This window comes from uncultured Marixanthomonas sp., assembly GCF_963974425.1.
Lineage (GTDB): Bacteria > Bacteroidota > Bacteroidia > Flavobacteriales > Flavobacteriaceae > Marixanthomonas.
In genome coordinates this window covers 1-25782 of record NZ_CAXBCK010000051.1, presented here as the reverse complement: position 1 = coordinate 25782, position 25782 = coordinate 1, and the positions used below count along the sequence as shown (strand labels likewise).

The window sequence follows — 25782 nt, the reverse complement described above, 5'->3', positions numbered from 1 at the left end:
TGGGACTATAAATTATAAGTTTACAAACTACTTATTGTTCGGGTTATTACGATTTGCTCGTTTTGCCATCTACGGAATTGCTATTTTCAGTCTTATGAAGTGATAGGCATTTAAAAGAATAGTATTTTTGCAAGGCAGAAATACACTTAACTTCTTTTATGCCTAAAAATGATCCCTACGCAGCATTACGCTACCGCGAATTCAATATTTTTTTATTGCTCCGTTTTGCCATGGTCTTCGCTTGGACCATGCAATTTGTTGTTATAGAATGGGAAGTTTATAGTATTACAAAAGATCCTCTTTCACTAGGTATTATTGGTTTAATGGAAGTAATTCCAGCAGTTTCCATGGCGTTATTTGCTGGTCACGTTGTAGATCAAAAAGAAAAAAAGGGGTTACTTATTAAGTGTATTATAGGGTTTTCTATAGTTAGTTTTGGGCTGTTTTTAATTACTTGGCCACGTATTATTAGTGGGATGGCTACCAACACTGTTCTATACTGTGTGTACTTCTTAGTTTTTCTCGGCGGACTCGTACGTGCTTTTATCGGGCCTACTATTTTTTCACTCTTTTCATTATTAATTCCTAAAAAAGTATATCCCAACGCAGCTACTTGGAGTAGTTCTGTTTGGCAAGTAGGAGCGGTTTTAGGTCCCGCACTTGGTGGTTTCGCTATTCATTGGATTGGCGTGCATTGGTCTATGTGTTTTATCTTCGGACTCTCGTTGTTAGCATTAATCAGTTTATCTCAAATTCCGAAAAAACCTGTTTTAAATCCGAATATTGGGGAACCCGTAATGCAAAGTTTAAAAGGAGGATTGAAGTTTGTTTTTTCTAACAAAATAATCTTGGGGGCATTAACCTTAGATATGATTGCGGTATTATTTGGTGGAGCAGTGGCGCTATTACCCATTTTCGCACAAGATATTTTACATGTAGGCTCTGAAGGCTTCGGAATTTTACGAGCCGCCCCAGCAGTGGGGGCGGCTATTATTATGTTTACGTCAGCCTATTTTCCATTAAATAAAAATGCGGGTATGAAACTCTTGGCTGCTATTTTTGGTTTCGGCCTCTGTATTATTGTATTCGGACTCTCAACCTGGTTCTGGCTTTCGGTTTTTGCCTTATTTATGAGTGGGGTCACAGATGGAATTTCAATGATTATTCGTCAAACAATTTTACAATTAAAAACACCCGATGCCATGCGTGGTCGCGTAGCATCGGTAAATTCTATGTTTGTGGGGTCTTCCAATGAGTTAGGAGCTTTTGAAAGCGGATTAACAGCCAAACTAATGGGTACCGTCACCGCCGTTGTTTTTGGTGGTTGTATGACGTTAATCACGGTTGTAGGTACCGGAGCCTTACTTCCAAAGTTTAGAAAACTTGATTTAGAAGAAGACTTAAAGGAATATGAAACCGAAGAAGACTAATTATTTAATATCCGCTTCAGAAATACGGAACGGATACGCTTGTTGCACCTGCTTGATTTCTTCTTCAGTAAGTTCACCTTCTTCTTTTTTTAATATAGTTTCTGCATACGCTTCGCGCAACTCCAGATAAGCTGCTGTCAATTCATTCTGTACCGTTATAAAAGCTTTATAAGGTGTTTTAGGGTGCGTTTTTATTGAAATAGATGCTTTTTTTGGGTTATCGGAAGCAGAAGCAATTTTATCCCCATTGCAATAAGTACACGTAGCATCACCATTGTTATCTATAAAATTGGTAAGTACAGTTTTTAAATCTTTATAAGAAGTAATAGTTTCGTTCACAAATAGTTCGCCGGCTTTATTTATGTTAATACTTAAGAGATTTCGCTCGTTTATTTCAGTATCACATTTTTGTCCTGGAGGGCAGGGTTCAGGAATTTTCCGAACAATCCCTTTATCATTAGGAATAGTTGTGGAAACTAAAAAGAAAATTAATAATAGGAAAGCAATATCGGCCATGCTTCCTGCATTGACCTCGGGCACTTTGTTTGAGTGTCTCATAACTGATGGATTTAATGTGTTAGTTACAAGAAAACTTCAAAAAAAGTGCCAGAATGTTTTTTAGGTCTTTAAAACTATTTTTTTAAGCGTTGTAGATTACTCTTTTTGAATACTTTGCTTAACCTCTTCTTTATTCCATCTAATAATATTTATAGCAAGAAAAGTATTGGCAAGTACCATCATCGCTAAAATAAGTAGTTCTGAAATATTAGAAACTTCATAGAATATAGACCCTACAAAATGATATACATTAAATACACCAATTACAAGTGCCCAACAGAAAGAAGTCCAACGAAACCACGATTTCTTCACTTCCAACGTAAGTAAAAAGAAAAGTAAAGCCAATCCTTCCAGCCCTACGCGCCATAGGTGATGGTTCAGTGGTACGTCGCCTGTAGCACCTTCAATCATTACAGATTCGTTATAATATACACCAAATAGACCGTAAATGTGGTGAACGATAAATCCGATTGCCAAGAAAAGCCATAACACAGCTGTTTTTGTTCTCATAAATTTTAATTTGTTTGTTGTTTTTGTTGAAGGGGTAAGCGATTGTTTAAAAACTTTTTTACGCTCTTGTAATAAAGTTGTATGTTCAGTATTGGTGACAGGGCGTTTCAGTTTTAAAACTATCCACAATGAAACGATACTCATTATAAGCCAAAATAGATCTACACAGAAAATTTCATATTGACCTTCAGCAAATGTTTTCCATATCCAATTTCCAGAGGTTATACCGTTCACTATTGGGATTAAGAACCCTAAAATACTTCCTGATAACAAGGTGTATTTATTGGTTTTATAATTATCGCGCATAAAGCGAAATGCAGCAGCGACAGCGATCCAACCTAAAAAGTAAACAGCGTATAAAATAGATTCTCGAGAAGAATCCATCGATCTAGGGAGTATCTTCGCAATAATAAAAGAGAAAGCGGTAATAGGGTACATAGTTAGGCAAATTGCTAAGTAAACATGTCCTACTTTTCGGTTAAATAACTTTTGCTCAATAGGCACATTCTTTTTATGTCGAGCTTCTAGCCAAATTAATACCCCTGAAATAATTACAAAACAGGTTATTAAAGCCAAAACGAAATAAATGAACTTTAATGGTAAGCCGCCAAAATCTCCAAAATGAAGCCTGCGTACTGTTAATTCAACATCTTCTAGGTAATCATTATCATGTGGATTTTTCTCTGAAATTAGTTCTCCAGAAGCTACCTCATAAACAGTACGTCCGTTCCCTAAAAACTTATCATCAGGATCTAGTAAACCATCCACTTGAAATTTCATGTTAGCAGCACCATAATTACGAATATACACTTGAGCAGGCGTGAAGTTTTCCCACTTGCTAAGCGTTTTATCCATGAAAACGTTCAAGTCTGGAATGTTAGTAAACTCCTCTTTTTCTAGCTCGTAAGTCTTCGCCATAGGGCGGAGTTCTGCAATTGTTTTGTCTTGGTCATTATCGTAAACAAAATTGGCGGGCAGTAACACCAATGCTGAAAGACATAAAAAGCAACTGGTTACAGCAAATACAAATTGAAAGGGAAGGCCAATCATACCTAAAACGGTGTGTGCATCGGTCCAAATGGTTTTCAATTTCTTTTTGGGTCTGAAGGTGTAAAAATTCTGAATAATCTTTTTCCAATGGACAATAACTCCGGTAACAATGGCAAATAAAAAGAACAGGGCGATAAAACCAGAAATGTAGATACCAATGACTGGTACTTGACTAAAAAAGTGAAGTCTGTAAATCAATTCACCAATACTATAAAAATCATAATATTCTGAATGAGTGTAATCTGTAGCGTCTAAAAAGAAGTAATACTTCTTATTGTCATCGTTAACAATTGTGGTGTCTTGCGACTTACTTAGCAATACATATAACTGCTCTTTAGCATCTGGGGCAATCATTCTCACATCTCTTCCATAGAGATTGAAACCTTGTGCTTTAATACTATCAACAACACGATTATAATCAATATTTTGAGCTTGTTCTATATTTACAGAATCACCTTTTTCCCAAGCAGTGATTTCATCTTTTATCAATGCAAAAGCACCGGCAAAGAATATAATATATAAAGCAACACTAATAACAATACCGCTAACAGTATGGGTATGAAAAAAGACGTTGTAATTACGTTTGCTCATAAAAGTTAATTAATTGGATTGTACATTTTTCCGAAGTAAATAGCAATACTCAATAGGATGCTTATACTTAAATAGATTGCCCATAATTTCCATCCATTCTTTGCTAAAAAGGATAGAATTATAATGGTAACCCATAGTATATAAAGTGTAAAAACCGAAGTGATTAAAACAATTTCAGGGTTGGGTAACCAATATGCTAATGCTATATGTAACAAAACTGAAATGATATATCCTCCCAAAATGCCTGCCGAAATTTTAGCAAATCGCTGCCAGGAAGACGTTGTTAAGTGTTTTTTATTAGCTGGCATAGGCGAAGTATATTTCAAAAATAAAAGAAACGATAAAAATGACGCTCATTTGTTTATAATTAATAACCTGTAATGGTACTAAAATTACAGCAAGGCTCGCTACAATAGATAGTATAATAAATTCTGAAATAATTCCTGAAGCAATACCCCAAACTAATGAAAGGACTACAAAAGCAGCTAGCAGTAAAATAAGTGCGGTAACTTTAAAAACTTGCTTGTTACTCAAAGCTAATTTTCTTTCGGGAACAGAAGTAGGAATTGCTGCTCTTTTTGAAGTTAAAAGAAGCATATAGAAACCTAAAACAGTAAGTAGTATTGTTAGCGTTATCATTTTATTTTTTTAAAAGCAATAACCCTGAACCATTTTCAGGGTTATTGTTACTTAACAAAAAATCAATCAAATATTCAATAGTAATCTTTTAAAATTTATAGGTAAAGTTGGCATATAAAGCGCGCGGTGTTTGCGGTGTAATAGTTGTCCAACCTTTATAATACTCTTTATTGAAAACGTTATTCAACTTTAATCCTATGCGGTATTTATCGGCTTGATAAAAAACAGAAGCGTTTGCAACTGTATATTCAGGAAGTATAAATTGGCCAGCAGAACCATAATCTATAGTTACACGCTCACTAGCACCATTAAATCCAGCTCCAAGACCAAAACCATCTAAAACTCCTTCTTGAAATTCATAGTTCGCCCAAAGGTTATACAATGTCTCAGGACCAGCTTCTACAGGACGTGTACCTAATAAAACAGGATTGTCGTTTTTAATAATTTCACTATCATTATTACTGAAACCAGCTTTAATATTCAACCCACGAACAGGATTTGCATTTACTTCAACTTCAAAACCTTTACTTTCTACTTCACCACCTTGAATTTTATTAAATGGAGAAGAAGGATCGGTAATTACTTTATCGGTCACATTAATATCATAATAACTAATAGTCGCATGCAAGCGGTTGTTAAAGAAGTTTGTTTTAACTCCAAACTCTAATTGATTTGCTTGTTCAGGATCAAAAGACTTTAACGTTTGAGCGCCATCTTGTGGATCGCCTACTAGAGCAGGAGCTACATTTGTAAATCCATTTTGATAGTTAGCAAATACAGAAATAACATCTTTAATAGGCTGGTATAACAACCCAAACTTTGGTGAGAAAGTGCTCTGGTCGTAATCATCATCTGGATTAGTAAGGTCACCTTCGTTGTCAAACACATCAAAACGAACACCGGCCATAGCAGAAAGAGTAGGTGTTATATTTAAAACATCTGAAACATATGCACTATACACGTGTGTTTTAGACTTAATGTTGTTAACCGTTTGAGAAGCCAATGCCTCATCTACACCAGCGGTAGTTAATGGATATGAATCGTCTTCAACTTCTTCAGTAAACGGGTCATCACCTATGGTTTGTCCATTTGCCCTAACATTTCCGTAGAAAGCATAGCCCGTACTATTATCTGTTACGGTTGAATTAAAATAATCAACACCAGCCACTACGCGATTTCTAAGATTTCCTATTTTGAAATCACCAATAAAGTTTTGCTGAATATCGGTTGTATTGGTTCGTGAATTCTGTTTGTTGATTAAACGGCTAAACGTGGTTCCTTCTAAAATTCCGTAGTCAAATAAATAGGAGTAATAACCATCTGTTGATGTACTACTTTTTGAAATAATGGTTTGTGATTGCCACGTATCAGACAATTTATAGTCCATCTCCACACGGTAGTTGGCAGAAGGATTTGTAAGTGTTAAGGCGTTACTTGTAAATGATAACTTATTATTATAGTTAAGTTCGTCTAGATTTCGAGCTCTAGATGGCGCTGAACGATTTAAAAATAAGAATGTTGGGTTGGTTTGTTCAGCTTGCGTAATTTCAGCATAAAAAGAAAATGACAAACGATTGTTTACTTTGTAAGAAAGGGAAGGAGCCACAAAAAACGATTTTCTGAAACCTGCATCTTGAAAACTATCTTCGGTAGAATAAGAGGTGTTTAAACGAAAATAGATATTGTTTTCTTTATCCAACGGTGTATTCAAATCAGCCGAAATCATATTTAAACCATATGTTCCGGATGTGAATGAAACTTCCCCGCCAAAACCAATATATGGTTTTTTGGTAACCACGTTTATTAAACCACCATAGGATGTTACGGTACTACCAAATAAAGTAGCTGAAGGCCCTTTTATCACTTCAATACGTTCAATATTGGCAGCGTTAATCGTACCATTGGTGATCCCTGGAACACCGTTTACCAATTGTGGTTGTACCGAAAACCCTCGTAAAGAATAGTATCCTGCACCATCACCACCACGCCCCGTAGAAGTCCAAAGTTTTTCAATACCTGTAGCGTTTTTTAAGGCATCTTCAAAATTTGTGGTAATTTGTGATTTTAATAAATCGGTTGTAATCGTACTATAAACCTGTGAATTTTCAAGATCTTGTAATGGTAATTTTGAAACATAAGCTGTTTTTTTACGAGAAAATTTATTTCTACGTTCCCCGTTAACAACCACTTCTTGTAAAATTTCATTTCCTTCGTATAAGATTACATCGGAAAGCTTTTTGGTTTCATTTTCTGAAATGGTAAAAGCTACTTCGTGGTTTTTAAAACCTACATACGAAAAGTAAACAGTATGCGTGCCTGCAGAGATGCCATCAATTTTAAAATGACCATTTGTATCGGTTTGAGTACCTTTCTGAGAATTCTCTAAAAAAATATTTACACCCAAAAGAGGAGCGTTGTTTGCGTCTGTTACATTTCCTTCAATTTTTGCAGTTTGAGCAGTAGCACCTGTAAATGCTAGTAGGATTAAAATTAGTTGGGATACTTTATGCATTTATTGTTATTTAGACTTAATATAGATAGTTAATTTTGATGCAAAACTAATAACCCTTTTTGATACCTCAAAAGTTTATTTAGATTAATTTTAAATAGAATTGTACAAAATAGTTATAGGCTACTATAAATTAGGTGCTTAAACTTGAAAAAATATTTAAAAATCAAAGGTTCCTAAAATACGCTTTGCATTCTTTTACCAGAATATAAAACGTACCTTTGCATTCTAAAAAAGTAGGCTATATGGCAACATTTCAACAAGTAGGAATTCAAAAAGAATATATAAAGGCATTAAAAGAGTTGAATATTACAACTCCAACTGAAATTCAAGAAGCTGTTATTCCACTTTTGTTAAAATCGAAAACCGATTTAGTAGGACTCGCACAAACAGGAACTGGTAAAACTGCCGCCTACGGTTTGCCATTATTACAAAATATAGACACTTCAAAAGCAGTGGTGCAAGGATTGATTTTAGCACCAACTCGTGAATTGGTACAGCAAATCCAAAAACAGCTGTTTAGGTTTACCAAATATGCTCCCGATAAAATTTTCGCCGAAGGTGTGTATGGAGGTGAAAAAATTGACATTCAGATAAGAAGATTAAAACGTCCTACTCATATTATCGTAGCTACTCCAGGAAGATTGATGGATTTAATGAAACGAGATGAAATTAGTTTACAAACCATTAAAACCTTGGTTTTAGATGAAGCTGATGAAATGTTGAGTATGGGTTTTAAACAAGACCTCAATAAAATTCTAGAACAAGCAAATAAACAACGTAATACGTGGTTGTTTTCGGCTACCATGCCCGAGGATATAAAGAAGATTGTAAAAACCTACATGGCTACCGATGCTGTGAAAATTGAAGTGAATAAAAATTCATTAGTCAATGCAAATATTTCGCATTACTATATAAAGACCTCTTTAAAAGAAAAAGTCGAAAACTTAATTCGTTTAATGGATACGTTGAAAGACGACCGCGGAATAATTTTTTGTCGTACAAAAGCAGGTACACAAAAACTTACTGAAATTTTAAAAGAAGATGGTTTTTCAGTAGCTGCCTTAGAAGGAGATATGCAGCAAAAAGAACGAGATAAAGTAATGCGCGCTTTTAAGAAAGAAACGGTACAAATCCTTGTTTCTACTGATGTTTCAGCGAGAGGAATTGATGTAAACAACCTCGGGTTTGTTATCCACTACCAATTACCCGATCAACAAGAATATTACACCCACCGAAGCGGTCGTACCGCCCGAGCTGGGAAAACAGGTGCTTCCATTGCGCTTATTTTACCAAGTGAATTGCAAGACATTCATCAATTACAGAAAACGCTTGATATTAAATTTAAAGAATCAATTTTATAATAAAACTATGGCATTAACTAACAACGACATTATGAAAAAACTTCGCGTAGCCCATAAGTTGCGTGACGATGATATTGTAAAAATTTGCTCTTTAGTAGATTTTAGGGTTTCAAAAAGTGAATTGGGCGCTATTTTCCGAAAAGAAGACCACCCAAAGTATATGGAATGTGGTGATCAATTTCTACGGAATTTTTTAAACGGATTAGTTGTGCATCTACGTGGACCGATGCCTCCGAAGAAAAAGAAAGAATCTTCTAAGTAGCATAAAGCTTTAATGGTAGCAATTAAAAATGATTAAATTAATTAGAGAGATATGGAACTCAAAAAATAGAGCCTTAGTGTTTTTTTTAATTCTTATTACTTTGGGAGGTATATACCTGTATCTTGATCGACCAAGCATTTCAACATCCAATGACCTGACTGAAGTTAAAGGAACACTTAATCATATTGACCAAGAATTGGTTTATATTAAAAAAATTAGAAAAACTGAACGCGACTCAACTTACCATATATACTTAAACGAGTACCCTTCTAAATTTCAGGTCAGTTATATGCCATACTATAGAAAGGAATTTTATAGATCTGCAAAACACAATGACCAAATTATATTACACATTGCTAAAGAAAATATTAGAAGACTAAAAATTCCTGATGCCAAAATTAGAAGTTTTTCCTTAACTGTAAATGATAAAGTATACTTGTCAGCAGATAGTGGAGCGAGAGGTTTTGGTAAAGGCTACTTTGAACTAGGAATGATCTTTATTTCGTTAACAATAAATTTCTTCCTAATTAGGGATATATTAAATAAAAAATCACGACCAAAATTGTAAAAAGGAATAACAGCTAAGTCTCAAATTTATTTTTTTTCCGTTTTATTAACTTAGTAGTTTATTTTAACGAACAGTACACATATTTTTTTCGTTTTTGCTTTTATATAATTAGCCGCATCTGAAAACTCAAAATGTTACTGCTTTTATACAAATACATTATGGAATGTGAGACGTTTCAATCATATATAATGAGTAGAGGAGGGGTAACCCAATCGCAATTCAATGAATTGACACCTTTTTTACGTTCTGAAACTTTTTCAAAATGTGAAATACTACTTCAACAAGGGGAAACTTGTAAAGCCTCCATGTTTGTTGAAAAAGGATTACTTCGTGCCTATACATTAGATGAATCTGGTAAAGAACATATTGTACAGTTTGCTCCAGAAAATTGGTTTATAGGTGATAGAGGTAGTATTTACTTTAACGACCCTTCCTATTTTATTATTGATTCAATAGAAGACGCCGAAGTAGTTTTTATAACAGATGAATTTATTGAAAAGGCTTCAGAATTAAGTGCTTCTTTCAGAAAATTCAATAAAAAGTTACTTCATAATCACATTCAGCACCTTCAAAAACGAATTGATTTGCTGTTAGGCGCTTCCGCAGAAAAACGATATTTAAACTTCATTGAATTATACCCCGATTTACTATTGCGTGCACCACAATGGATGATTGCTTCATACTTAGGCATCACTCCCGAAAGTCTAAGCCGAGTGAGAAAATCGTTGGCTGAGAAAAATTTTGAATCGTATTAAAGATTGAGTCTAATCTTATAAAGCACGTAAAGAAGGAACTTCTAGTTCATCAATATCCCAGTTCGCCAGACTAGCTCCGGCACGATAAGCAGACTCCATAAAAGCCAATAACGTTTCTCTAGGGTTTTCTTTGGTAAGAAGGTCATTGTATTTTAAAATAGCCATCGGACTTCCGTTGGCATCCATCCAGAAAGCATTATCCGGTTGCAATGGTTTTTTATCAATCCCTTCAGGAGCTGGATAAGTGTACGAATAAAAGGCAGGTTCTTTCATATTGTCATCTCCTGCCCAAAACCCGAAACTAATACAATCGTGGGTATACGCATCTTTGTCCGATATTCTTGCTTCTTTAAGCATAGGTGGTGCTTTTTTACCTGAAAAGCGGGTGACCGCTATATCCATAGAGTGCCAATAGACGTGAACCGGACACGTTTTTCCGTAAAAACGACCACTAAACTCTTTAAACACACCATCTACCCATTGAAAGGTTTTCCACAACTTGGTGATATAATCTTGGTTGTAATGATGATACGCTGTTATTTCAGAAAAAGATTCTTCAATACCCAAGTCGTAAGGTTTTTCTAATAGGTTTACTGAGATAGTAAAGTCGGAAAGAATTCCTCGCAGTTTTTTATAAAAGTCAGCTACTGTTAACCCTTCATGAAGGTCAAATTGCGCCGATTCTCCCTCACTTGTATCTACTTCCAACTTATGAGAAAGGATGTTTAAAGTAATAGTAAACGTGCTTTCTCCTGAATCATAAAAAATAGGTCCGGTTGTAAACCCTTTGGTGTCTACATATTCGGTTATATACCACCAATGATTTTTTCTATGTGATAACGATAACCGTATTTTCCCTATTATTTGAAGAAATAAATGAAGGGTTAATTTGCTCTTTTCATTTCCAGTGTATGGAAGTTGCTGTAAACGGGTTCCTGTTTTCATATCATTGCTTTTTTAAAGTTACTGAATTCTTTTTACTATTCTAAATACCCGAACTTGCCCATATTAAAATCATTTATTGCCTGCGTCAATTCTTCTCTAGTGTTCATTACAAATGGACCTTGGGCAGCGATGGGTTCGTTAATGGGTTCTCCACTTAAAACTAAAACTACTGCATCTTCCGAAGCTTTTACGGTAAAAGCTTCCCCTTCGTTTTCAAACAATACAAAATGATCGGTCGGTACCGTTTCTGTTTCATTTACAGTTACGCTACCTTCAATAACCAATAGACACGTATTGTAGTTTTCAGGAAAAGAAAAGTCAGCAGTTCCGCCTTTGTTCAATCGTGCATTCATCATATGTACAGGGGTGAAAGTAGAAGCCGTACCTTTTGTGTCTTTATAAGCACCTGCAATTACTTCAACTGTCCCTGCATTATTTGGTAGCTCATGGCTATTGATTTCTTCAGCAGAAAGTGCTTGGTATTTAGGTTGCGACATTTTATCCTTTGCGGGAAGATTTACCCATAATTGCACCATTTGAAAGTCACCACCGGCTTTACTGAATTCTTCTTCATGGTATTCTTTATGTAACACGCCAGACGCTGCTGTCATCCATTGTACACCGCCTTCTTGAATTACACCGCCACCACCGCTACTATCGTGATGAGCAACTTTACCTTTATACGCAATTGTTACCGTTTCAAATCCACGGTGCGGGTGTACGCCCACACCTTTTGGGGTATCAGTGGGAGGGAAGTAAAATTTTGAGTTGTAATCCAACATGATAAACGGACTCATACGTTCCATATCCAATCTAAATCCGCTGGGGATAAAGTTATGTACTCGAAAACCATCACCTACAAAATGCGGGGCTCTGGGTTCTGCTATTAATTCTATATTTTTTGTACTCATAGTTATTCGGGTTTATTGTGAAATATTGAATTTTCCTGGTATTCTGGATGTCTGTCTATGTAACTTTTAATAAAAGGACAATATGGTTTCACTTTCAGTTCGTGCTCAGCAGCATAGTCTAATATGCCTTTAGCAATAAAAGAACCAATGCCTTTTCCTGAAAGCTCTTTCGGAACTTCAGTATGCGTAAAAGCAATTTTGTCTTTATTGAGTTTGTAATCCGCAAAGGCCACTAAGCCTTCTATGTGAACTTCAAAACGGTTCTCTTTTTCGTTTTTAATTAATTGATAGTCCATAGTTTATTTATTTCTATCAAAGATAAAGAAGGTTTTTAATGTGTGCATTGATGTATGATAAGAAGTTGTTTTTGTAGATTTTTCAGAAATAAGTTGTGAGATATTTTTATTCATCGTAATATTGCAATGTAACAATCAATATAATGGGAATTACCAAATCTGAAATATTTACAGTACATCAAAATCAATTGGCACAGTTTGCGAAAGCGTTTTCACATCCTGCCAGAGTTGCTATTTTACAGTACTTATTTAAAGCGGAAAGTTGTGTGTGTGGAAGCCTTGTAGACGAAATAGGGTTGGCGCAAGCAACTATTTCGCAACATTTAAAGGAATTAAAAAACTTGGGGCTTATACAAGGAACTGTAGAAGGCACCAGCGTTTGTTACTGTATCAATACAACTGTTTGGGACGAGATGAAAGCGGTTTTAACTTCTTTTTTAAACCAAGATACAGATGTAGCTAACGATACTTGTTGCTAAAAAAAATTTATATGAATAAATCGTATTATTACGATAATAAAACTATATACTATGAAACTTTCTGAAATAAAAGACATTTTAAAACAATCTGAAACCATCGCATTTGAGTTGCCTAATGGTTCATTAGTTCCGAATCACTTTCACGTGACCGAAGTAGGAAAAGTAACCAAAAACTTCATCGATTGTGGTGGCACAGTTAGAAATGAAGAAGTAGTTAATTTTCAGTTATGGGAAGCAGATGATTATGATCACCGTTTGCATCCTGAAAAATTGGTAAATATTATTGAACTTTCTGAAAAGACACTTCAAATAGATGATGCTCTTGAAATTGAAGTAGAATATCAAGGTGCTACCATTGGAAAGTACGGATTAGATTTCAATGGAAGACATTTCACGTTAACTACCAAGCAAACCGATTGTTTGGCAAAAGAAAACTGTGGTATACCTGAAACTAAACAAAAGAAAAAACTTTCTGAAATAAAAGCAGAACCAGCAGCTTCATGTAGTCCTAATTCGGGTTGTTGTTAATTTTAAAAATTTAAAAAATGAAAATAGCTTTATTTAGTGACATACACGCCAACTTACCAGCCTTAGAAGCCTTTTTTAAAGATGTTGAAAATCAGGATGTTGATGCTATGTATTGCCTTGGCGATTTAGTTGGCTACAACATTTGGCCAAATGAGGTAATTGAAGAAATTAAAAAAAGAAACATTCCTACCATCGCTGGCAACTATGATTTTGGTATTGGTAGAAGCAGTGACGATTGTGGATGTGCTTATAAAACTGATGAAGAAAAAGCCAATGGGGCAGTTTCTATTTCTTTAACCAACGATTTGGTGAACGACAAAAACAGAAAGTACCTACGCACGTTGCCAGCTCATATTAAATTAGAGTTTCAGTTAAACGACGATCAGCTGAATGTATTATTTGTCCATGGTAGTCCGCGTCGTATTAACGAATATCTATTTGAAGATAGGGCAGAAAAAAGCATGCTTCGTATTATGGAGCAAGCCGATGCGGATGTTATGTGTTTTGGGCATACCCATAAACCATATCATAGAATCTTAGATGCTTCAACAGAAAGTGAAGTTCATTTTAAGCACGCCATAAATATTGGCTCAGTTGGCAAACCAAAAGATAGCGACAACAGAGGAGGTTACGTTATATTGAATATTGATGAAGATGCTTCAATTAAAAACAAGGATGCTATTTCAGTAGAATTTGTAAGGTTTGATTACGATATTGAAAAAGCTGCAAAAGCAGTAGAAGAAAGTAGCTTGCCCAATGCGTATGCCGATAATTTACGAAATGGCGAATAAAAAAATAACTATGAAATTACCTGAAAATTTAAAATATTCAAAAGAACATACTTGGATAAAGGTAACCGATTCAATAGGTACTGTTGGTATAACAGATTTTGCACAAAAGGAATTGGGAGAAATCGTCTATGTTGATTTGCCTAATGTAGGGGATGAATTTGATCAAAATGAAGTTTTTGGTTCTGTAGAAGCTCTTAAGACCGTAAGCGATTTGTTTATACCTATTAAAGGAGAAATTATAGAAATCCAGGAAGCATTGAACGATACTCCAAAGGCGGTGAATGACACACCTTATTCTGATGGTTGGATGATAAAAATAAAAATTGACAATACAGAAGAACTGAATACCCTTCTCACGGCTGAAGAATATCAAAATTTTATAGAAAAAAACTAAAACGATTCAGAATAATGAAAAAATTAAGCTTTTTAGACAACTATCTAACCCTATGGATTTTTATTGCGATGGCAATAGGAGTTGGGATTGGGTATTTTTACCCTTCCTTTCCTCAAATAGTTGATTCCTTTAGTTCTGGTAGTACTAATATTCCCATCGCGATTGGGCTTATCGTGATGATGTATCCGCCTTTAGCAAAAGTAAATTTTAGACTGCTGCCTAAAGTATTTAAAAATGTAAAAATACTTTCTATATCCTTGATTCTTAACTGGATTATTGGTCCAGTGTTAATGTTTGTTTTGGCAATCACCTTTTTACATGATTATCCTGAATATATGGTAGGGCTTATTCTTATTGGTCTCGCACGATGTATTGCAATGGTATTGGTATGGAATGATCTTGCTGAAGGAAGCAGCGAATATGGAGCCGGATTAGTCGCCTTAAACAGTATATTTCAAGTATTTGCGTATAGTTTTTACGCGTGGTTGTTTATAACAATACTACCACCATACTTCGGGTTTGAAGGAGCTATCGTCGATATTTCCATCGCTACTATTGCAGAAAGCGTTGCTATTTATTTAGGGATCCCGTTTTTAATGGGAATTTTAAGTCGTCTTATTTTAGTGAAAGTAAAGGGAGAAAAGTGGTACACAGAAACATTTATACCCACAATATCACCTCTAACCTTAATTGCCTTATTGTTCACAATTGTAGTTATGTTTTCTCTAAAGGGAGAACTAATTGTTGAAATACCAATGGACGTTGTAATCATTGCGGTTCCATTATTAATCTACTTTGCGTTGATGTTTATTATTGGATTCTTTTTCAGTAAAGCGATGGGGGCAGACTATGATAAAAACGCTGCTATTTCGTTTACAGCTGCCGGAAACAACTTTGAACTCGCCATTGCAGTGGCTATTGCGGTATTCGGTCTTAACTCTGGGCAAGCGTTTGCAGGGGTTATTGGTCCGTTGGTTGAAGTACCGGCTTTAATTTTACTGGTTCGGATTTCATTTTGGCTTCGGAAGAAATATTATCTCAAAACAGCTTAGCGGTTGTTCTTTTTTCTGAAAAATTATTTAAAAAGTTATCATTTCTATAACTAAAAACTATTTCAGAAAACCATATTTTGTGAGTGATTTCTTATACTTAAGCGTTATCTCATTACAATTTGGAAAAGAACAAAGAAAAAACAACCAATACACAGCCTAAAAGTAAGGCTCGAAAAAAGAAATACCGCATATTCCGACGCATTGCAAGGGTAATGTTAGGGATATTGGTATTTCTTCTATTACTTGTTTTGTTTATTAGAAGTCCTTGGGGGCAAGGTATTATCGTAGATAAAGTTGTTTCATATGTATCCGATAAAACGAATACCAAGGTTGAAATAGAAAAGCTTTTTATCACCTTTGACGGTGATATTATGCTGAAAGGTTTGTTCCTGGAAGACAAAAAAGGCGATACACTTGTCTATTCAAAATCACTGGAAGCAGATGTACCACTTTGGCCCATCATTCGCGGAAACGGTGTTGGCGTAGAATCGGTTGATTGGGAAGGTCTGCGTGCCAATATTATTCGTAAAGATTCCATTTCAGGTTATAACTTTCAGTTTTTAATCGATGCTTTTGCTTCGGAAGATACTACCACCGTCGCAACCGACACCACGTCGGCACCTATGAATATTATTATTGGCGATTTAAATTTTAAAGATTTTGATGTTGTTTACAATGATGCCGTTTTAGGGATTGACAGTCATTTTACAGTTGGTGAGTTAGAACTTGAAATGGACAAAACCGACTTGGAAGCGATGGATTTCAGGGCTTCGGAAGGAACTATTAAAAACAGCCGCATAAAGTATGTTCAAAACCCAGTGCCTCCCACACCACCTGCTGATGTTCCTTTACCATTTTTAGCGATAGACGAACTGACCATTGAAAATGTCTTTGCAACATACCAAGATAATGTACAAGGCTTGAGCGCTGAAGTAGATTTGGTTGATTTTTATGCCGAAGTTCCTAAAATTGATTTAACGAATCAAGCTTTTGAAATAGGCACGTTGGAACTTAACAAATCCATTGTGGCAATAGATATGAAATCGAATAAAGAGGAAGCTGTTGAAGTAGAAGAAGACAATGTAGTATCAGAAAACGACTCTTTATGGCCTAATCTTCTTCTTTCCATAGATGAAATTGATTTTTCTGAAAACAACATCAGCTATTCAGTTGACGGTGCAAAACCTGTTAAAGGAACTTTTAATCCTAATGCGATTTCTATATCGAATCTAGAGTTACAAGCATCAGACATTTCATTAAAAGACAAAACGGCCAGTCTTAACTTAGAAAACCTTTCGTTTCAAGAAGGGTCTGGAAATTCAATTCATAAAGCTGCGGTAAACCTTGCCGTTACTGATACAAATATGAACGTGTCCGACCTTTCGGTTGCAGCCAATAACAGTAGCCTTTCCGGAAATGCAACGTTACAATATGCCAGTTTAAATGCCTTGATTGATTCCCCAGAAACTACAAAAGCCAACTTAACTATTCCTTCGTTTAAGGTTGCCTTACAAGATGTTTTTCAATTTCAGCCAGACTTAAAAAACAACGAATATTTAAAAACCGCGAGTAAACGCCCTATCTCAGGAAGTATTAGAGCTAATGGTGTATTGAGTGCTTTGCAAATTCCATCTGCGAAGGTGAATTGGGGAAAAACGACGTATGTTTCGGCTACAGCAACGGTTTATAATGCAACCGATCCTGAGCAACTTTCTTTCGATGTTCCTTCATTCACGGCCGAAACTATAAAAAGTGATCTCGTTCAATTTGTTTCTGAAGAAGAGTTAGGTGTTCAGCTTCCGCAGGATATTACATTGCGTGGTACCGCAAGCGGAACCCCCGATGATATTACTGCTGATGCTAATTTAACTACTTCGCAAGGGGTAGTAACCGTAAAAGGAAATTTCAAAAATACGGATGAACTGGCTTTTAATGCCGATTTCAACATACAGGAATACAATGTTGGCGAATTGTTGCAAGATGAACAGTTCGGGAAACTATCGTTAACAGCTTCCGCAGAAGGAAAAGGAACAACCATCAACACCTTAAATGCAACTGCTGAAGTAGTGGTGGATAGCTTCCAGATGAACGACTATAAAATTCGGGATTTAAAAATCTCTGGAAATGTAAAAAACGGAAAAGGGGATATTGTTTCAAAATACAAGGATAAAAACCTGAATTTAGATTTAAACGCTTCCGTGGTATTAGATTCTGTTGCGCCTGAAGCAAGTCTAGACCTTCACCTAATTGGGGCCGATCTAGAAGCGTTGGGGCTAATGGACCGTTATGTGCGCGCTGGAATGCAACTGAATGCCGATTTTGTAAGCAATGGCGACAGTTTCGACGTTATTTCGACCATTGGTGATGGCGTGGTGGTTTATGACGACAAAAGTTACTTATTGGGTAGTCTTCTGGCTACGGCTCACGTTAGTAGTGATACTACATCTATATGGGTGGACAATAAAATGCTGAACCTAACTTTAGAATCGAATACCGATCCACAACGATTTAGCGCGGCTGTTCAAAAACATATTTCTAGTTACTTTTCTAAAAAACCCGTGAATACAGATACTTTACAAAACCCTGTAGATTTAACGGTAAAAGGAACCATACGGCAATCACCTGTTTTAAACGAAGTGTTTCTAGTCAACGTAAAAGACATGGACACGATTAATTTGGCGTTGGATTTTAAAGAAAGAGAACGTTTATTGACAGCAAATATCGTAGCACCGCATATTAATTACGGCGGAAACGAATTGGACAGTCTTCAGGTTTCTATGCGAACGAGTCAGGACGACTTCCAATTTAATGCTGGGTTTAATGCAATTAATGCAGGGCCATTGGCGATTCAAAAAACTGAAATAAAAGGAAACAAGGAGGGTGAAAAGCTATTGCTGGATTTTCTTTCATATTACGAAGATGAAAAGTTAATTCAAATTCAATCTGAAATAACGGGTACAAGTGACAAGCTTCGGTTTCATGTAAATCCAGACTCGTTGATTATTCAGAAAAACCCTTGGAAGGTTCCGGCTAATAATGAAGTGCTTTTAAGTGAATCGAAAATTGAATTTAATGAATTCCGGTTCAGCAGAAATGACCAATCCCTTGATTTTACAGACAAATTGCCCAATGAAAAAGACCATATTGGTGTTCTTTTTGAAAATTTCAAATTAAGTGAATTTCTCAATTATTTAAACCCTGAAGAGCAATTGGCTACTGGAATATTAAACGGTCAAGTTGTATTAGAAGATGTTTTTGGCAATACAGGCTTATTGGCTGATATCGATATTCAACAACTTAGCTTATTGGATGTAAACTTAGGAACTCTGAGCGTTGATGCTGGTTCTACTGGCGGAAATGGATACGATTTTAATGCAGCTTTAAAAGAAGGCGCTATCGATATGGATATAACGGGTGATTATGTAGCAACCACTGAAACACCCAACTTGAATTTAGATATAGACATCAACGAATTTAAAATGAAAGCGTTGGAAGGCTTTACACAAGGTGAAGTTACAGAAGCTGATGGTAGTTTCTCTGGTCAGTTTACTGTTAATGGGACGCTAGATGAACCCGTTTATAAAGGAAACTTGCTTTTCTCTAATGCTGATTTCAGGGTAGCAAAACTAAACGCCGCCTTTACGTTGGCCGATGAAGAACTTACGGTTGATAATAAGGGATTGTCCATGAGTAACTTTACCATAGCAGATGAAAACGGCAATACTTTTGCTGCTTCAGGTAGTATTGGCACTGAAAACCTTGTTAATCCTACCTTCGATTTACAGTTAAAAGCCAAAGATTTTCAAGTGCTAAACGCCACCGAAGATGATAATGACTTCCTGTACGGAACCGCAACTTTTGATGCTGATGCTACATTGTCGGGTGACCTTCAAATTCCGGTATTAAAAGGTTCGCTTACAGTGGGGTCTAATACCGATGTTACCTATGTGATGCCTTCAGCAGCTGTAAACATTGAAGAACGTGACGGAATTGTAATTTTTGTAAATCGCGAAAATCCAGATGCTATTTTAACCCGAACGGAAGAACAAACAGCCACGGTTACCGGTTTTGATATTTCGGCAAATCTTGATATTGGGAAAGAAGCACAAGTAAAAATAATTATTGATGAAGAAACCGGTGACAATTTTCAAGTTTCGGGAGAAGGGGAGTTTAATTTCACAATGAACCCGAACGGAAGAATGAATCTTAGTGGTGTGTATGAAGTTGCCGACGGTCATTATGAAATGAATTTATATAACGTAGTAAACCGAAGATTTGAGTTAGACCCCAGTAGCCGTATCACCTGGTCTGGCGATCCGTTTGATGCCAAATTGGATGTTCGTGCTATTTATGATGTAGAGGCTTCCGCTTCGCCGTTAATGGCATCACAGACTTCCGGTGCGGATCCTTCGGTAAAAAACAAATACAGACAGGTATTGCCTTTTTATGTGTATTTGAATGTAGATGGCGAGTTGATGCAACCTAAAATTTCGTTTAATTTAGATATGCCAGAAGACGAACAAGGTTCGGTTGGAGGACAAGTATATGGTCGTATCCAACAATTGAATCAGCAAGAGAACGAATTGAACAAACAAGTATTTTCATTATTGGTATTGAATCGTTTTTACCCAGAGCCCGGTAGTGACGGCAGTAGAGGAGGAGCGGCAAGTATTGCACGAGACAACCTGAATGATGCACTGTCTGATCAGTTGAATGTTTTTTCAGATAAATTATTGGGCGATACGGGAGTAGAGTTAGACTTTGGTTTGGATAGTTATACCGATTATCAAGGCGACACGCCACAAGAGCGTACCCAATTGGATATTGCTGCTAGAAAGAAATTGTTTAACGATCGCCTTATTGTAAGTGTGGGTAGTGAAGTAGATATACAAGGAAGTAGTTCATCTGGGGAGCCAGCACCTTTAATTGGAAATGTAAGTTTAGAGTATATTTTAACTGAAAACGGGCGCTACCGATTAAAAGGCTTCCGAAGAAATGAATTTGAAAATGTAATTGATGGGCAAACCATTGTAAGTGGTATTGCGCTAATTTTTACACAAGAATTTAATGAGTTTAAGGATTTATGGGATGCCATGCTTCGATCTCAATCTAAAGAAGAAGAAAACCCTGACACAGAAACCGAAAAAGAACAAAAAGATAACAAGTAACGACGTGAACGTAACTATAACATATAAACAAGTAGGTTTAATAGCATGCTTTTTTCTTCTACTACAAGCTTGTAGTGTGAAAAAATTCATTCCCGAAGAAGAACGGCTTTATACCGGTGCCGAAATAGAAATTAAGGCAGATTCTACTATTAAAAACCAAGGTCAGTTAAAAACTGCTTTAGAAAATACGCTGCGGCCAGATCCTAATAAAAAGTTTTTAGGGATGTACCCAGGGCTTTATTATTACTACAAAGTACAAGATTCTACACCCGGATTTTTAAACAAATGGTTGTATAAACAAATAGGAGAAGAACCTGTTTATCAATCAGATGTGGAGCCTTACCAAGTTGAACAGATATTATTAAACCGATTAGAAAATACTGGTTTTTTCTATAGTACTGCTAGTTCAGAATTTACTGAAAGTGAAAATAAACCCGAAGCTTCTGTAAAGTATACCGTAAATGTTCCTACCCCTTACAAAATGGAAACCTATCAATTAGATAGCTTACCACAACCTATTTACAGTGATATGCAAAGTAGTGTGGCGACTTCAAAATTGACACCCGGTATGCGATTTGATTTGTCAAACATGAAGCTGGAACGCGAACGTATTGATAACGATTTAAAGAAAAAAGGCTACTATAATTTTAATCCTGGCTTCCTAATTTTTGAGACGGATACCAATCAATATGACAACAAACGGTTTGATTTGTTTTTAAAGCTGAAAAAAGAAGTGCCTACAAAAGGTATTATTCCATATAAAATTTCAAAAGTAAACATCTATCCAAATAATGATGTGCAAACGGATTCTACAAAAATGGACACTGTCCGATTTCAGAATAAAAACTACCTACAAAATGGCACGTTTTTTAAACCGAAATATTTAGACCCTTTTGTAACCTTAGAAGAGGGAGCGTATTACAATCCTGAAACTTCTCGAAATACGGCGAGGCGGTTGTCCACCATTGGCGCTTATAAATTTGTTAATATCCAGTATAGAGTGAAAGATTCTTCGGCAACCGATTCTTTAGGTATTCTAGAAGCTGATATTTTCTTGTCACCCCTTAATAAACGAGCCATTCGAGCTGAATTGCAAGCCGTCACCAAATCGAACAACTTTGCAGGACCGCATTTGGCTTTAACCTTTAGCAACCGTAATTTGTTTAAAGGAGGCGAAACCTTAAATATTACTGCCAATGCAGGATATGAATTCCAAGCCGGCGGTGGGAGTAACAGTACAGGAAGAACCAGTCTAGATCTAGGATTAAAAACCGAACTTATTTTTCCACGTGTTATTTCACCATTTAAAATTGATGATGATTTCTTTGAATATTCCATTCCGAAGACCAAAACTAGTATTGGAGTTAATTATTTAAACCGAAGTAAATTATACACCTTACTTTCGGGTACGGCTTTATTTGGTTATTCGTGGCGAGCAAACCGCTATGTTACACACGATATAAATCCTATATCCATTAATTATACAAGACTTTCCGATACTACCGAAGAGTTTGAAACTATTCTAGAAGAGAACCCTTTTTTGCAACGTAGTTTCGATCAAGAGTTTATATCGGGGCTTACCTATTCCTTTACCTATAACGGAATGGTAGATACGCAAGACACCCACCAATTTTACCTAAATGCTACTTTAGACGTAGCGGGAAATTCCATTAGTTTATTAGGGCAAACTGAAGAAGCTGGGGAGCCTAAAACCTTTTTGGGATTAGAATATGCGCAATATGCCAAAGCCGATATAGATGGCAGGTATCATTTTAACTTCGGAAAAGAGCAAACCATCGCTACTCGGTTATTTGCAGGCTATGGATATGCCTACGGAAATTCAGATGTATTACCCTATGTAAAACAGTATTTTTCTGGGGGTCCGTATAGTGTTCGAGCTTTTCAAATTCGCTCTTTAGGACCTGGAACTTATGATGGGGGTGATACGGGTGATTCGTTTTTTGACCAAACTGGAAACATTCGGTTAGAAGCCAATGTGGAATACCGATTCCCTTTATTTTCATACTTAAAAGGTGCCGTTTTTGCCGATGCCGGAAACATTTGGAACTCGAAAGCCAATGAAGCTTTAGACGGACAAGGAAAATTTTCTTCCAACTTTATTAGTGAATTGGGTATGGGAGCAGGAGTAGGAGTTCGAGTGGATATTCAAGGGTTTGTGCTTCGTTTTGATCTTGCAGCTCCATTTCATGACCCCTCTTTACCTGAAGGCGAGCGTTTCGATTTTCAAGCAGATAACCCTGTATTTAACTTTGCTATTGGCTACCCTTTTTAAATTCTTTTTATAACTAGTATTGAATCATTATGAAATTAGTATTTACGACCTTCTTTTTATTATTAACTCTTACTGCTGTAGCACAAAAACAGGAAGAACAGGATTTTTCAGCATTTAAGGATTATTATCCCATAGCACAACGGCCTTATTTATCAGGTGGTTTTGGGAATAATGAATACGAACAAATTCTATTTGACGCAAAACCCGTTGTATATTACGGCGTATATAACGACATTCGAAAATCATTAACGAGGGATAGTATTGTGCGAGGCGATGCCTTTTACCTTACTTTACAACCTCAGTTGCGAATGTATCAAGGGAACTCAAAACCAGTAAAAACGCCTTCATACAAAGCTTTATTGGGTTGGCAATCCATATTGAGAACCAATAACAATAATTTTCTCACCATGGCCATTGAAACAGGTCATTATAGTAACGGACAAACGGGAGCTGCTTTTAGTACTGAATTTGAAGATGAATCTGAAGAAGGACAAGCCGTTTACGAAACCATTACCGATGACACCGACCTTTCAGCTATACTGAATCGTAAAAGTGGAAACTTTTCTACAAACCTCTCTAGGCTATCATTTAACTATCGGGTAAACCGTTTTGATACAGAGAACAATCCAAAACGGATTCATTCGTATACGTTTACGTATCAGTTGTACCACAACAATTTTATGGGACTTTTTGATTTTGGTGGCTATAACTCAGAAGATATCAAACTATATGGGCATCATCAATTTGAATTGGGGTATGAGTTTACAGATTATTATAAAAATATGCGCTATACATTAGGGCAGGAAGTGTTTTTACATCTAGGATCACATCCTTCAACCGATCCGTACCGTTCTAAAACGTATGGAATATTATACCCTTGGGATACGGACTTAGGCTTCTTTGCTAACTTTACTTTTGGTTTTGATGATTATAACTACCGTTTTGTGGATAGTTTTCCACGGTTTTCTATTGGCGTAACATGGGATTGGTTTACACCTTTTGTTGTCAAACCTCCAAAAGTTGTTACTGATAAATCTTAATAGTACTTTAATCCACACAAGCCTTTTTTACCAAAGGAAACTTGTCATCAAATGTCAGCGATTTTGGGTTTTTAAAAACTTGAATGGAGTCTTTCATTTCCATAGGACCATAACCTTGCAGCAAGGTGTCACTCTTAACTTTAAAGGCGACTTGTCGAACACTTTCCACGCCTTCAGATTCAAACGTATAATTGGCCAATAGCACATTGTTTTTAACTTGACCTTTAAATCTACCCGTATTTTTGTCCTTTTCAGCTAAGGCGAATAATAGAGTTCCTGTAATAGAATCTTCTCTTTTCAGAACTTGTAACGAAATTGTTGATTTATTATCATTATATACATAACAGCCTTTTTCTAATCCTTTGGGCTTTTTTTTCTGCTGTTCAACACCTTCTTTATCCTTCGTTGATGTGTTTTCTTTTTTATTTGAATTGCAACTTATAATAATAAGAAATACTATTGCTGAAAATAATGGTACGTGAAAGCGTTTCATAACATTTAACTTTTGGTTTTTTAAATGTACAAGAATGATTGGGTATGAAACTGTAAAGAAATCATAAAGTATTTAAGTTGCTCCGTCTAAGCAATTGTGTGAATAAAAAAAACCCGAAGGCATTACACCTTCGGGTTTTCAACTATTAAATAAAAACAACCTATTCTTTAATCAACTGTTTTGTGATGGTTCCGTTTTCACTGCTAATGCGTACTAAATAGGTCGCACTTGCTAGATTGGTAACATCTATAGTTTTTTGAGCTCCCATTCCTTTCAAGTTGATCGTGCGTATTACACGACCAGTAAGATCGTAGATAATCGCTTCTTTCAAGTTTACTTGCGATGGATTCCCAAGCGTTACTTGGTTGTTTGCTGGGTTAGGATACAATTGTACACTATCCAAATTGTCCGTTCCACCAACACCTAATATACTCTCAACTATTAACTCAAAAGTACAGGTACCAATGTTTCCGTTATCATCTTCCGCAGTAAGGGTAATGGTATGTATACCATCACTTACTAATTCTCCAGCTGCTGGTTGTTGTGAAGTAATGGTTACCGGATTAGTACAGTTATCAGTAGCTGATGCTTCACCCAAGGCAAAGTAATCAGGTATTTCATAGAATAAGTTTCCTTCTCCTGGATCTACGGTTTGGTCTGCCGGACACGTAACTACCGGTGCCATTGCATCTACAACAGTTACCACCGCATTACACGTACTTAAGTTTCCGTTTACGTCACTTACAAATACTTGAACAGTAACCGGTGTGCCAATATCACTACAATCAAACTGAGTAATATCTACTGCTGTGGTATCAATACCACACGCATCTTCGTTGGTTGCAATTACATCACCCGGCAATAGGGTAGCGGTACCATCTTCTCCTAACTCTAAGGTGAAGTCTTCACACACTAAATCTGGTGCTATATTATCTTCAACAGTAACCATAGCAGTACACGTTGCTGTGTTGCCATTGTTGTCTGTTACGGTTAATTCTACAGTATTTACACCTACGTTTGAACAATCGAAGGTATCCATATCTACATCATAACTAGCAATGCCACACGCATCGGTTGAACCCCCGTCAACATCCATTCCTGTAATACTTACGGTACCAGTAGCATCTAGTTGAACGGTGATATTTTGACAAACCAC

General features: G+C 36.2%; 23 protein-coding genes. 13 read left to right on the top strand and 10 right to left on the bottom strand.

Annotation, left to right across the window (positions count from 1 at the left end):
• Positions 1-158: 158 nt before the first annotated feature.
• Positions 159-1430 (top strand): MFS transporter, encoded by a 1272-nt coding sequence (locus AACZ92_RS13710; RefSeq protein ID WP_339702351.1) that lies wholly within the window; start codon positions 159-161, stop codon positions 1428-1430.
• Here AACZ92_RS13710 and AACZ92_RS13705 read toward each other — a convergent pair whose 3' ends face one another.
• The 5 genes from AACZ92_RS13705 to AACZ92_RS13685 form a co-directional block, all read right to left on the bottom strand.
• Positions 1431-1988 (bottom strand): biopolymer transporter ExbD, encoded by a 558-nt coding sequence (locus AACZ92_RS13705; RefSeq protein WP_339702349.1) that lies wholly within the window; start codon positions 1986-1988, stop codon positions 1431-1433.
• A gap of 96 nt (positions 1989-2084) precedes the next feature.
• Positions 2085-4139: a PepSY-associated TM helix domain-containing protein gene (locus tag AACZ92_RS13700; RefSeq protein WP_339702347.1), complete on the bottom strand. Its 2055-nt coding sequence runs from the start codon at positions 4137-4139 to the stop codon at positions 2085-2087.
• 5 nt (positions 4140-4144) lie between these two features.
• On the bottom strand, positions 4145-4447 hold the full coding sequence (locus AACZ92_RS13695) for a hypothetical protein (RefSeq protein ID WP_339702345.1): 303 nt from the start codon (positions 4445-4447) through the stop codon (positions 4145-4147).
• Complete coding sequence (locus AACZ92_RS13690) at positions 4437-4778, bottom strand: hypothetical protein (protein ID WP_339702343.1); 342 nt, start codon at positions 4776-4778, stop codon at positions 4437-4439. The genes AACZ92_RS13695 and AACZ92_RS13690 overlap by 11 nt, the downstream gene beginning before the upstream one ends.
• An 88-nt stretch (positions 4779-4866) precedes the next feature.
• Positions 4867-7290 (bottom strand): TonB-dependent receptor, encoded by a 2424-nt coding sequence (locus AACZ92_RS13685; protein ID WP_339702341.1) that lies wholly within the window; start codon positions 7288-7290, stop codon positions 4867-4869.
• A gap of 242 nt (positions 7291-7532) precedes the next feature.
• On the opposite strand from AACZ92_RS13685, the gene AACZ92_RS13680 reads away from it, so the two are divergent.
• The 4 genes from AACZ92_RS13680 (at position 7533) to AACZ92_RS13665 (ending at position 10236) form a co-directional block, all read left to right on the top strand.
• Complete coding sequence (locus AACZ92_RS13680) at positions 7533-8651, top strand: DEAD/DEAH box helicase (RefSeq protein WP_339702339.1); 1119 nt, start codon at positions 7533-7535, stop codon at positions 8649-8651.
• A gap of 7 nt (positions 8652-8658) precedes the next feature.
• The gene (locus AACZ92_RS13675; RefSeq protein WP_339702337.1) at positions 8659-8913 is read left to right on the top strand and encodes a DUF1456 family protein; all 255 of its coding nucleotides are present in this window, start codon (positions 8659-8661) and stop codon (positions 8911-8913) included.
• Positions 8914-8941: 28 nt separating this feature from the next.
• Complete coding sequence (locus AACZ92_RS13670; protein WP_339702335.1) at positions 8942-9481, top strand: hypothetical protein; 540 nt, start codon at positions 8942-8944, stop codon at positions 9479-9481.
• A gap of 188 nt (positions 9482-9669) precedes the next feature.
• Entirely contained in the window at positions 9670-10236 is a 567-nt protein-coding gene (locus tag AACZ92_RS13665; protein WP_339702333.1) for a Crp/Fnr family transcriptional regulator, read from the top strand.
• Between the two features lie 15 nt (positions 10237-10251).
• On the opposite strand, the gene AACZ92_RS13660 is transcribed toward AACZ92_RS13665, so the two are convergent.
• Genes AACZ92_RS13660 through AACZ92_RS13650 form a run of 3 tightly spaced genes read right to left on the bottom strand, consistent with a single transcriptional unit; the run spans position 10252 to position 12388 of the window.
• Entirely contained in the window at positions 10252-11181 is a 930-nt protein-coding gene (locus tag AACZ92_RS13660) for a DUF5996 family protein (RefSeq protein ID WP_339702331.1), read from the bottom strand.
• Positions 11182-11216: 35 nt separating this feature from the next.
• Positions 11217-12092: a pirin family protein gene (locus AACZ92_RS13655; protein ID WP_339702329.1), complete on the bottom strand. Its 876-nt coding sequence runs from the start codon at positions 12090-12092 to the stop codon at positions 11217-11219.
• 2 nt (positions 12093-12094) lie between these two features.
• The gene (locus AACZ92_RS13650) at positions 12095-12388 is read right to left on the bottom strand and encodes a GNAT family N-acetyltransferase (RefSeq protein ID WP_339702327.1); all 294 of its coding nucleotides are present in this window, start codon (positions 12386-12388) and stop codon (positions 12095-12097) included.
• 143 nt (positions 12389-12531) lie between these two features.
• Here AACZ92_RS13650 and AACZ92_RS13645 point away from each other — a divergent pair, with 143 nt between their 5' ends.
• From AACZ92_RS13645 to AACZ92_RS13610, 8 genes are all read left to right on the top strand, one after another.
• Positions 12532-12867: a metalloregulator ArsR/SmtB family transcription factor gene (locus AACZ92_RS13645; RefSeq protein WP_339702326.1), complete on the top strand. Its 336-nt coding sequence runs from the start codon at positions 12532-12534 to the stop codon at positions 12865-12867.
• A gap of 51 nt (positions 12868-12918) precedes the next feature.
• A complete protein-coding gene (locus AACZ92_RS13640) occupies positions 12919-13395 on the top strand; it encodes a DUF6428 family protein (RefSeq protein ID WP_339702324.1) in 477 nt (158 codons plus the stop codon).
• A gap of 17 nt (positions 13396-13412) precedes the next feature.
• Positions 13413-14186, top strand: a complete 774-nt coding sequence (locus AACZ92_RS13635) for a metallophosphoesterase family protein (RefSeq protein WP_339702322.1) — start codon at positions 13413-13415, stop codon at positions 14184-14186.
• Positions 14187-14196: 10 nt separating this feature from the next.
• Positions 14197-14580, top strand: coding sequence for a glycine cleavage system protein GcvH (gene gcvH / locus AACZ92_RS13630; protein ID WP_339702320.1), 384 nt, complete (start codon positions 14197-14199; stop codon positions 14578-14580).
• A gap of 14 nt (positions 14581-14594) precedes the next feature.
• Positions 14595-15632, top strand: a complete 1038-nt coding sequence (gene arsB / locus AACZ92_RS13625) for an ACR3 family arsenite efflux transporter (protein ID WP_339702318.1) — start codon at positions 14595-14597, stop codon at positions 15630-15632.
• Between the two features lie 119 nt (positions 15633-15751).
• A complete protein-coding gene (locus AACZ92_RS13620; RefSeq protein WP_339702316.1) occupies positions 15752-20800 on the top strand; it encodes a translocation/assembly module TamB domain-containing protein in 5049 nt (1682 codons plus the stop codon).
• A gap of 76 nt (positions 20801-20876) precedes the next feature.
• Positions 20877-23093: a BamA/TamA family outer membrane protein gene (locus tag AACZ92_RS13615; protein ID WP_339702314.1), complete on the top strand. Its 2217-nt coding sequence runs from the start codon at positions 20877-20879 to the stop codon at positions 23091-23093.
• Positions 23094-23122: 29 nt separating this feature from the next.
• Entirely contained in the window at positions 23123-24133 is a 1011-nt protein-coding gene (locus tag AACZ92_RS13610) for a hypothetical protein (RefSeq protein ID WP_339702312.1), read from the top strand.
• A 7-nt stretch (positions 24134-24140) separates the two neighbouring features.
• Here AACZ92_RS13610 and AACZ92_RS13605 read toward each other — a convergent pair whose 3' ends face one another.
• Positions 24141-24626 (bottom strand): hypothetical protein, encoded by a 486-nt coding sequence (locus AACZ92_RS13605; protein ID WP_339702310.1) that lies wholly within the window; start codon positions 24624-24626, stop codon positions 24141-24143.
• A gap of 160 nt (positions 24627-24786) precedes the next feature.
• The coding region (locus tag AACZ92_RS13600; protein ID WP_339702308.1) for a T9SS type A sorting domain-containing protein at positions 24787-25782 on the bottom strand (996 nt) is incomplete at its 5' end.

What these genes read in the sequence shown, in the direction of transcription:
- AACZ92_RS13710 (WP_339702351.1), top strand. Translation starts at nt 159, where the DNA reads ATGCCTAAAAATGATCCCTACGCAGCATTACGCTACCGCGAATTCAAT.
- AACZ92_RS13705 (WP_339702349.1), bottom strand. Translation starts at nt 1,988, where the DNA reads ATGAGACACTCAAACAAAGTGCCCGAGGTCAATGCAGGAAGCATGGCC.
- AACZ92_RS13700 (WP_339702347.1), bottom strand. Translation starts at nt 4,139, where the DNA reads ATGAGCAAACGTAATTACAACGTCTTTTTTCATACCCATACTGTTAGC.
- AACZ92_RS13695 (WP_339702345.1), bottom strand. Translation starts at nt 4,447, where the DNA reads ATGCCAGCTAATAAAAAACACTTAACAACGTCTTCCTGGCAGCGATTT.
- AACZ92_RS13690 (WP_339702343.1), bottom strand. Translation starts at nt 4,778, where the DNA reads ATGATAACGCTAACAATACTACTTACTGTTTTAGGTTTCTATATGCTT.
- AACZ92_RS13685 (WP_339702341.1), bottom strand. Translation starts at nt 7,290, where the DNA reads ATGCATAAAGTATCCCAACTAATTTTAATCCTACTAGCATTTACAGGT.
- AACZ92_RS13680 (WP_339702339.1), top strand. Translation starts at nt 7,533, where the DNA reads ATGGCAACATTTCAACAAGTAGGAATTCAAAAAGAATATATAAAGGCA.
- AACZ92_RS13675 (WP_339702337.1), top strand. Translation starts at nt 8,659, where the DNA reads ATGGCATTAACTAACAACGACATTATGAAAAAACTTCGCGTAGCCCAT.
- AACZ92_RS13670 (WP_339702335.1), top strand. Translation starts at nt 8,942, where the DNA reads ATGATTAAATTAATTAGAGAGATATGGAACTCAAAAAATAGAGCCTTA.
- AACZ92_RS13665 (WP_339702333.1), top strand. Translation starts at nt 9,670, where the DNA reads ATGAGTAGAGGAGGGGTAACCCAATCGCAATTCAATGAATTGACACCT.
- AACZ92_RS13660 (WP_339702331.1), bottom strand. Translation starts at nt 11,181, where the DNA reads ATGAAAACAGGAACCCGTTTACAGCAACTTCCATACACTGGAAATGAA.
- AACZ92_RS13655 (WP_339702329.1), bottom strand. Translation starts at nt 12,092, where the DNA reads ATGAGTACAAAAAATATAGAATTAATAGCAGAACCCAGAGCCCCGCAT.
- AACZ92_RS13650 (WP_339702327.1), bottom strand. Translation starts at nt 12,388, where the DNA reads ATGGACTATCAATTAATTAAAAACGAAAAAGAGAACCGTTTTGAAGTT.
- AACZ92_RS13645 (WP_339702326.1), top strand. Translation starts at nt 12,532, where the DNA reads ATGGGAATTACCAAATCTGAAATATTTACAGTACATCAAAATCAATTG.
- AACZ92_RS13640 (WP_339702324.1), top strand. Translation starts at nt 12,919, where the DNA reads ATGAAACTTTCTGAAATAAAAGACATTTTAAAACAATCTGAAACCATC.
- AACZ92_RS13635 (WP_339702322.1), top strand. Translation starts at nt 13,413, where the DNA reads ATGAAAATAGCTTTATTTAGTGACATACACGCCAACTTACCAGCCTTA.
- gcvH (WP_339702320.1), top strand. Translation starts at nt 14,197, where the DNA reads ATGAAATTACCTGAAAATTTAAAATATTCAAAAGAACATACTTGGATA.
- arsB (WP_339702318.1), top strand. Translation starts at nt 14,595, where the DNA reads ATGAAAAAATTAAGCTTTTTAGACAACTATCTAACCCTATGGATTTTT.
- AACZ92_RS13610 (WP_339702312.1), top strand. Translation starts at nt 23,123, where the DNA reads ATGAAATTAGTATTTACGACCTTCTTTTTATTATTAACTCTTACTGCT.
- AACZ92_RS13605 (WP_339702310.1), bottom strand. Translation starts at nt 24,626, where the DNA reads ATGAAACGCTTTCACGTACCATTATTTTCAGCAATAGTATTTCTTATT.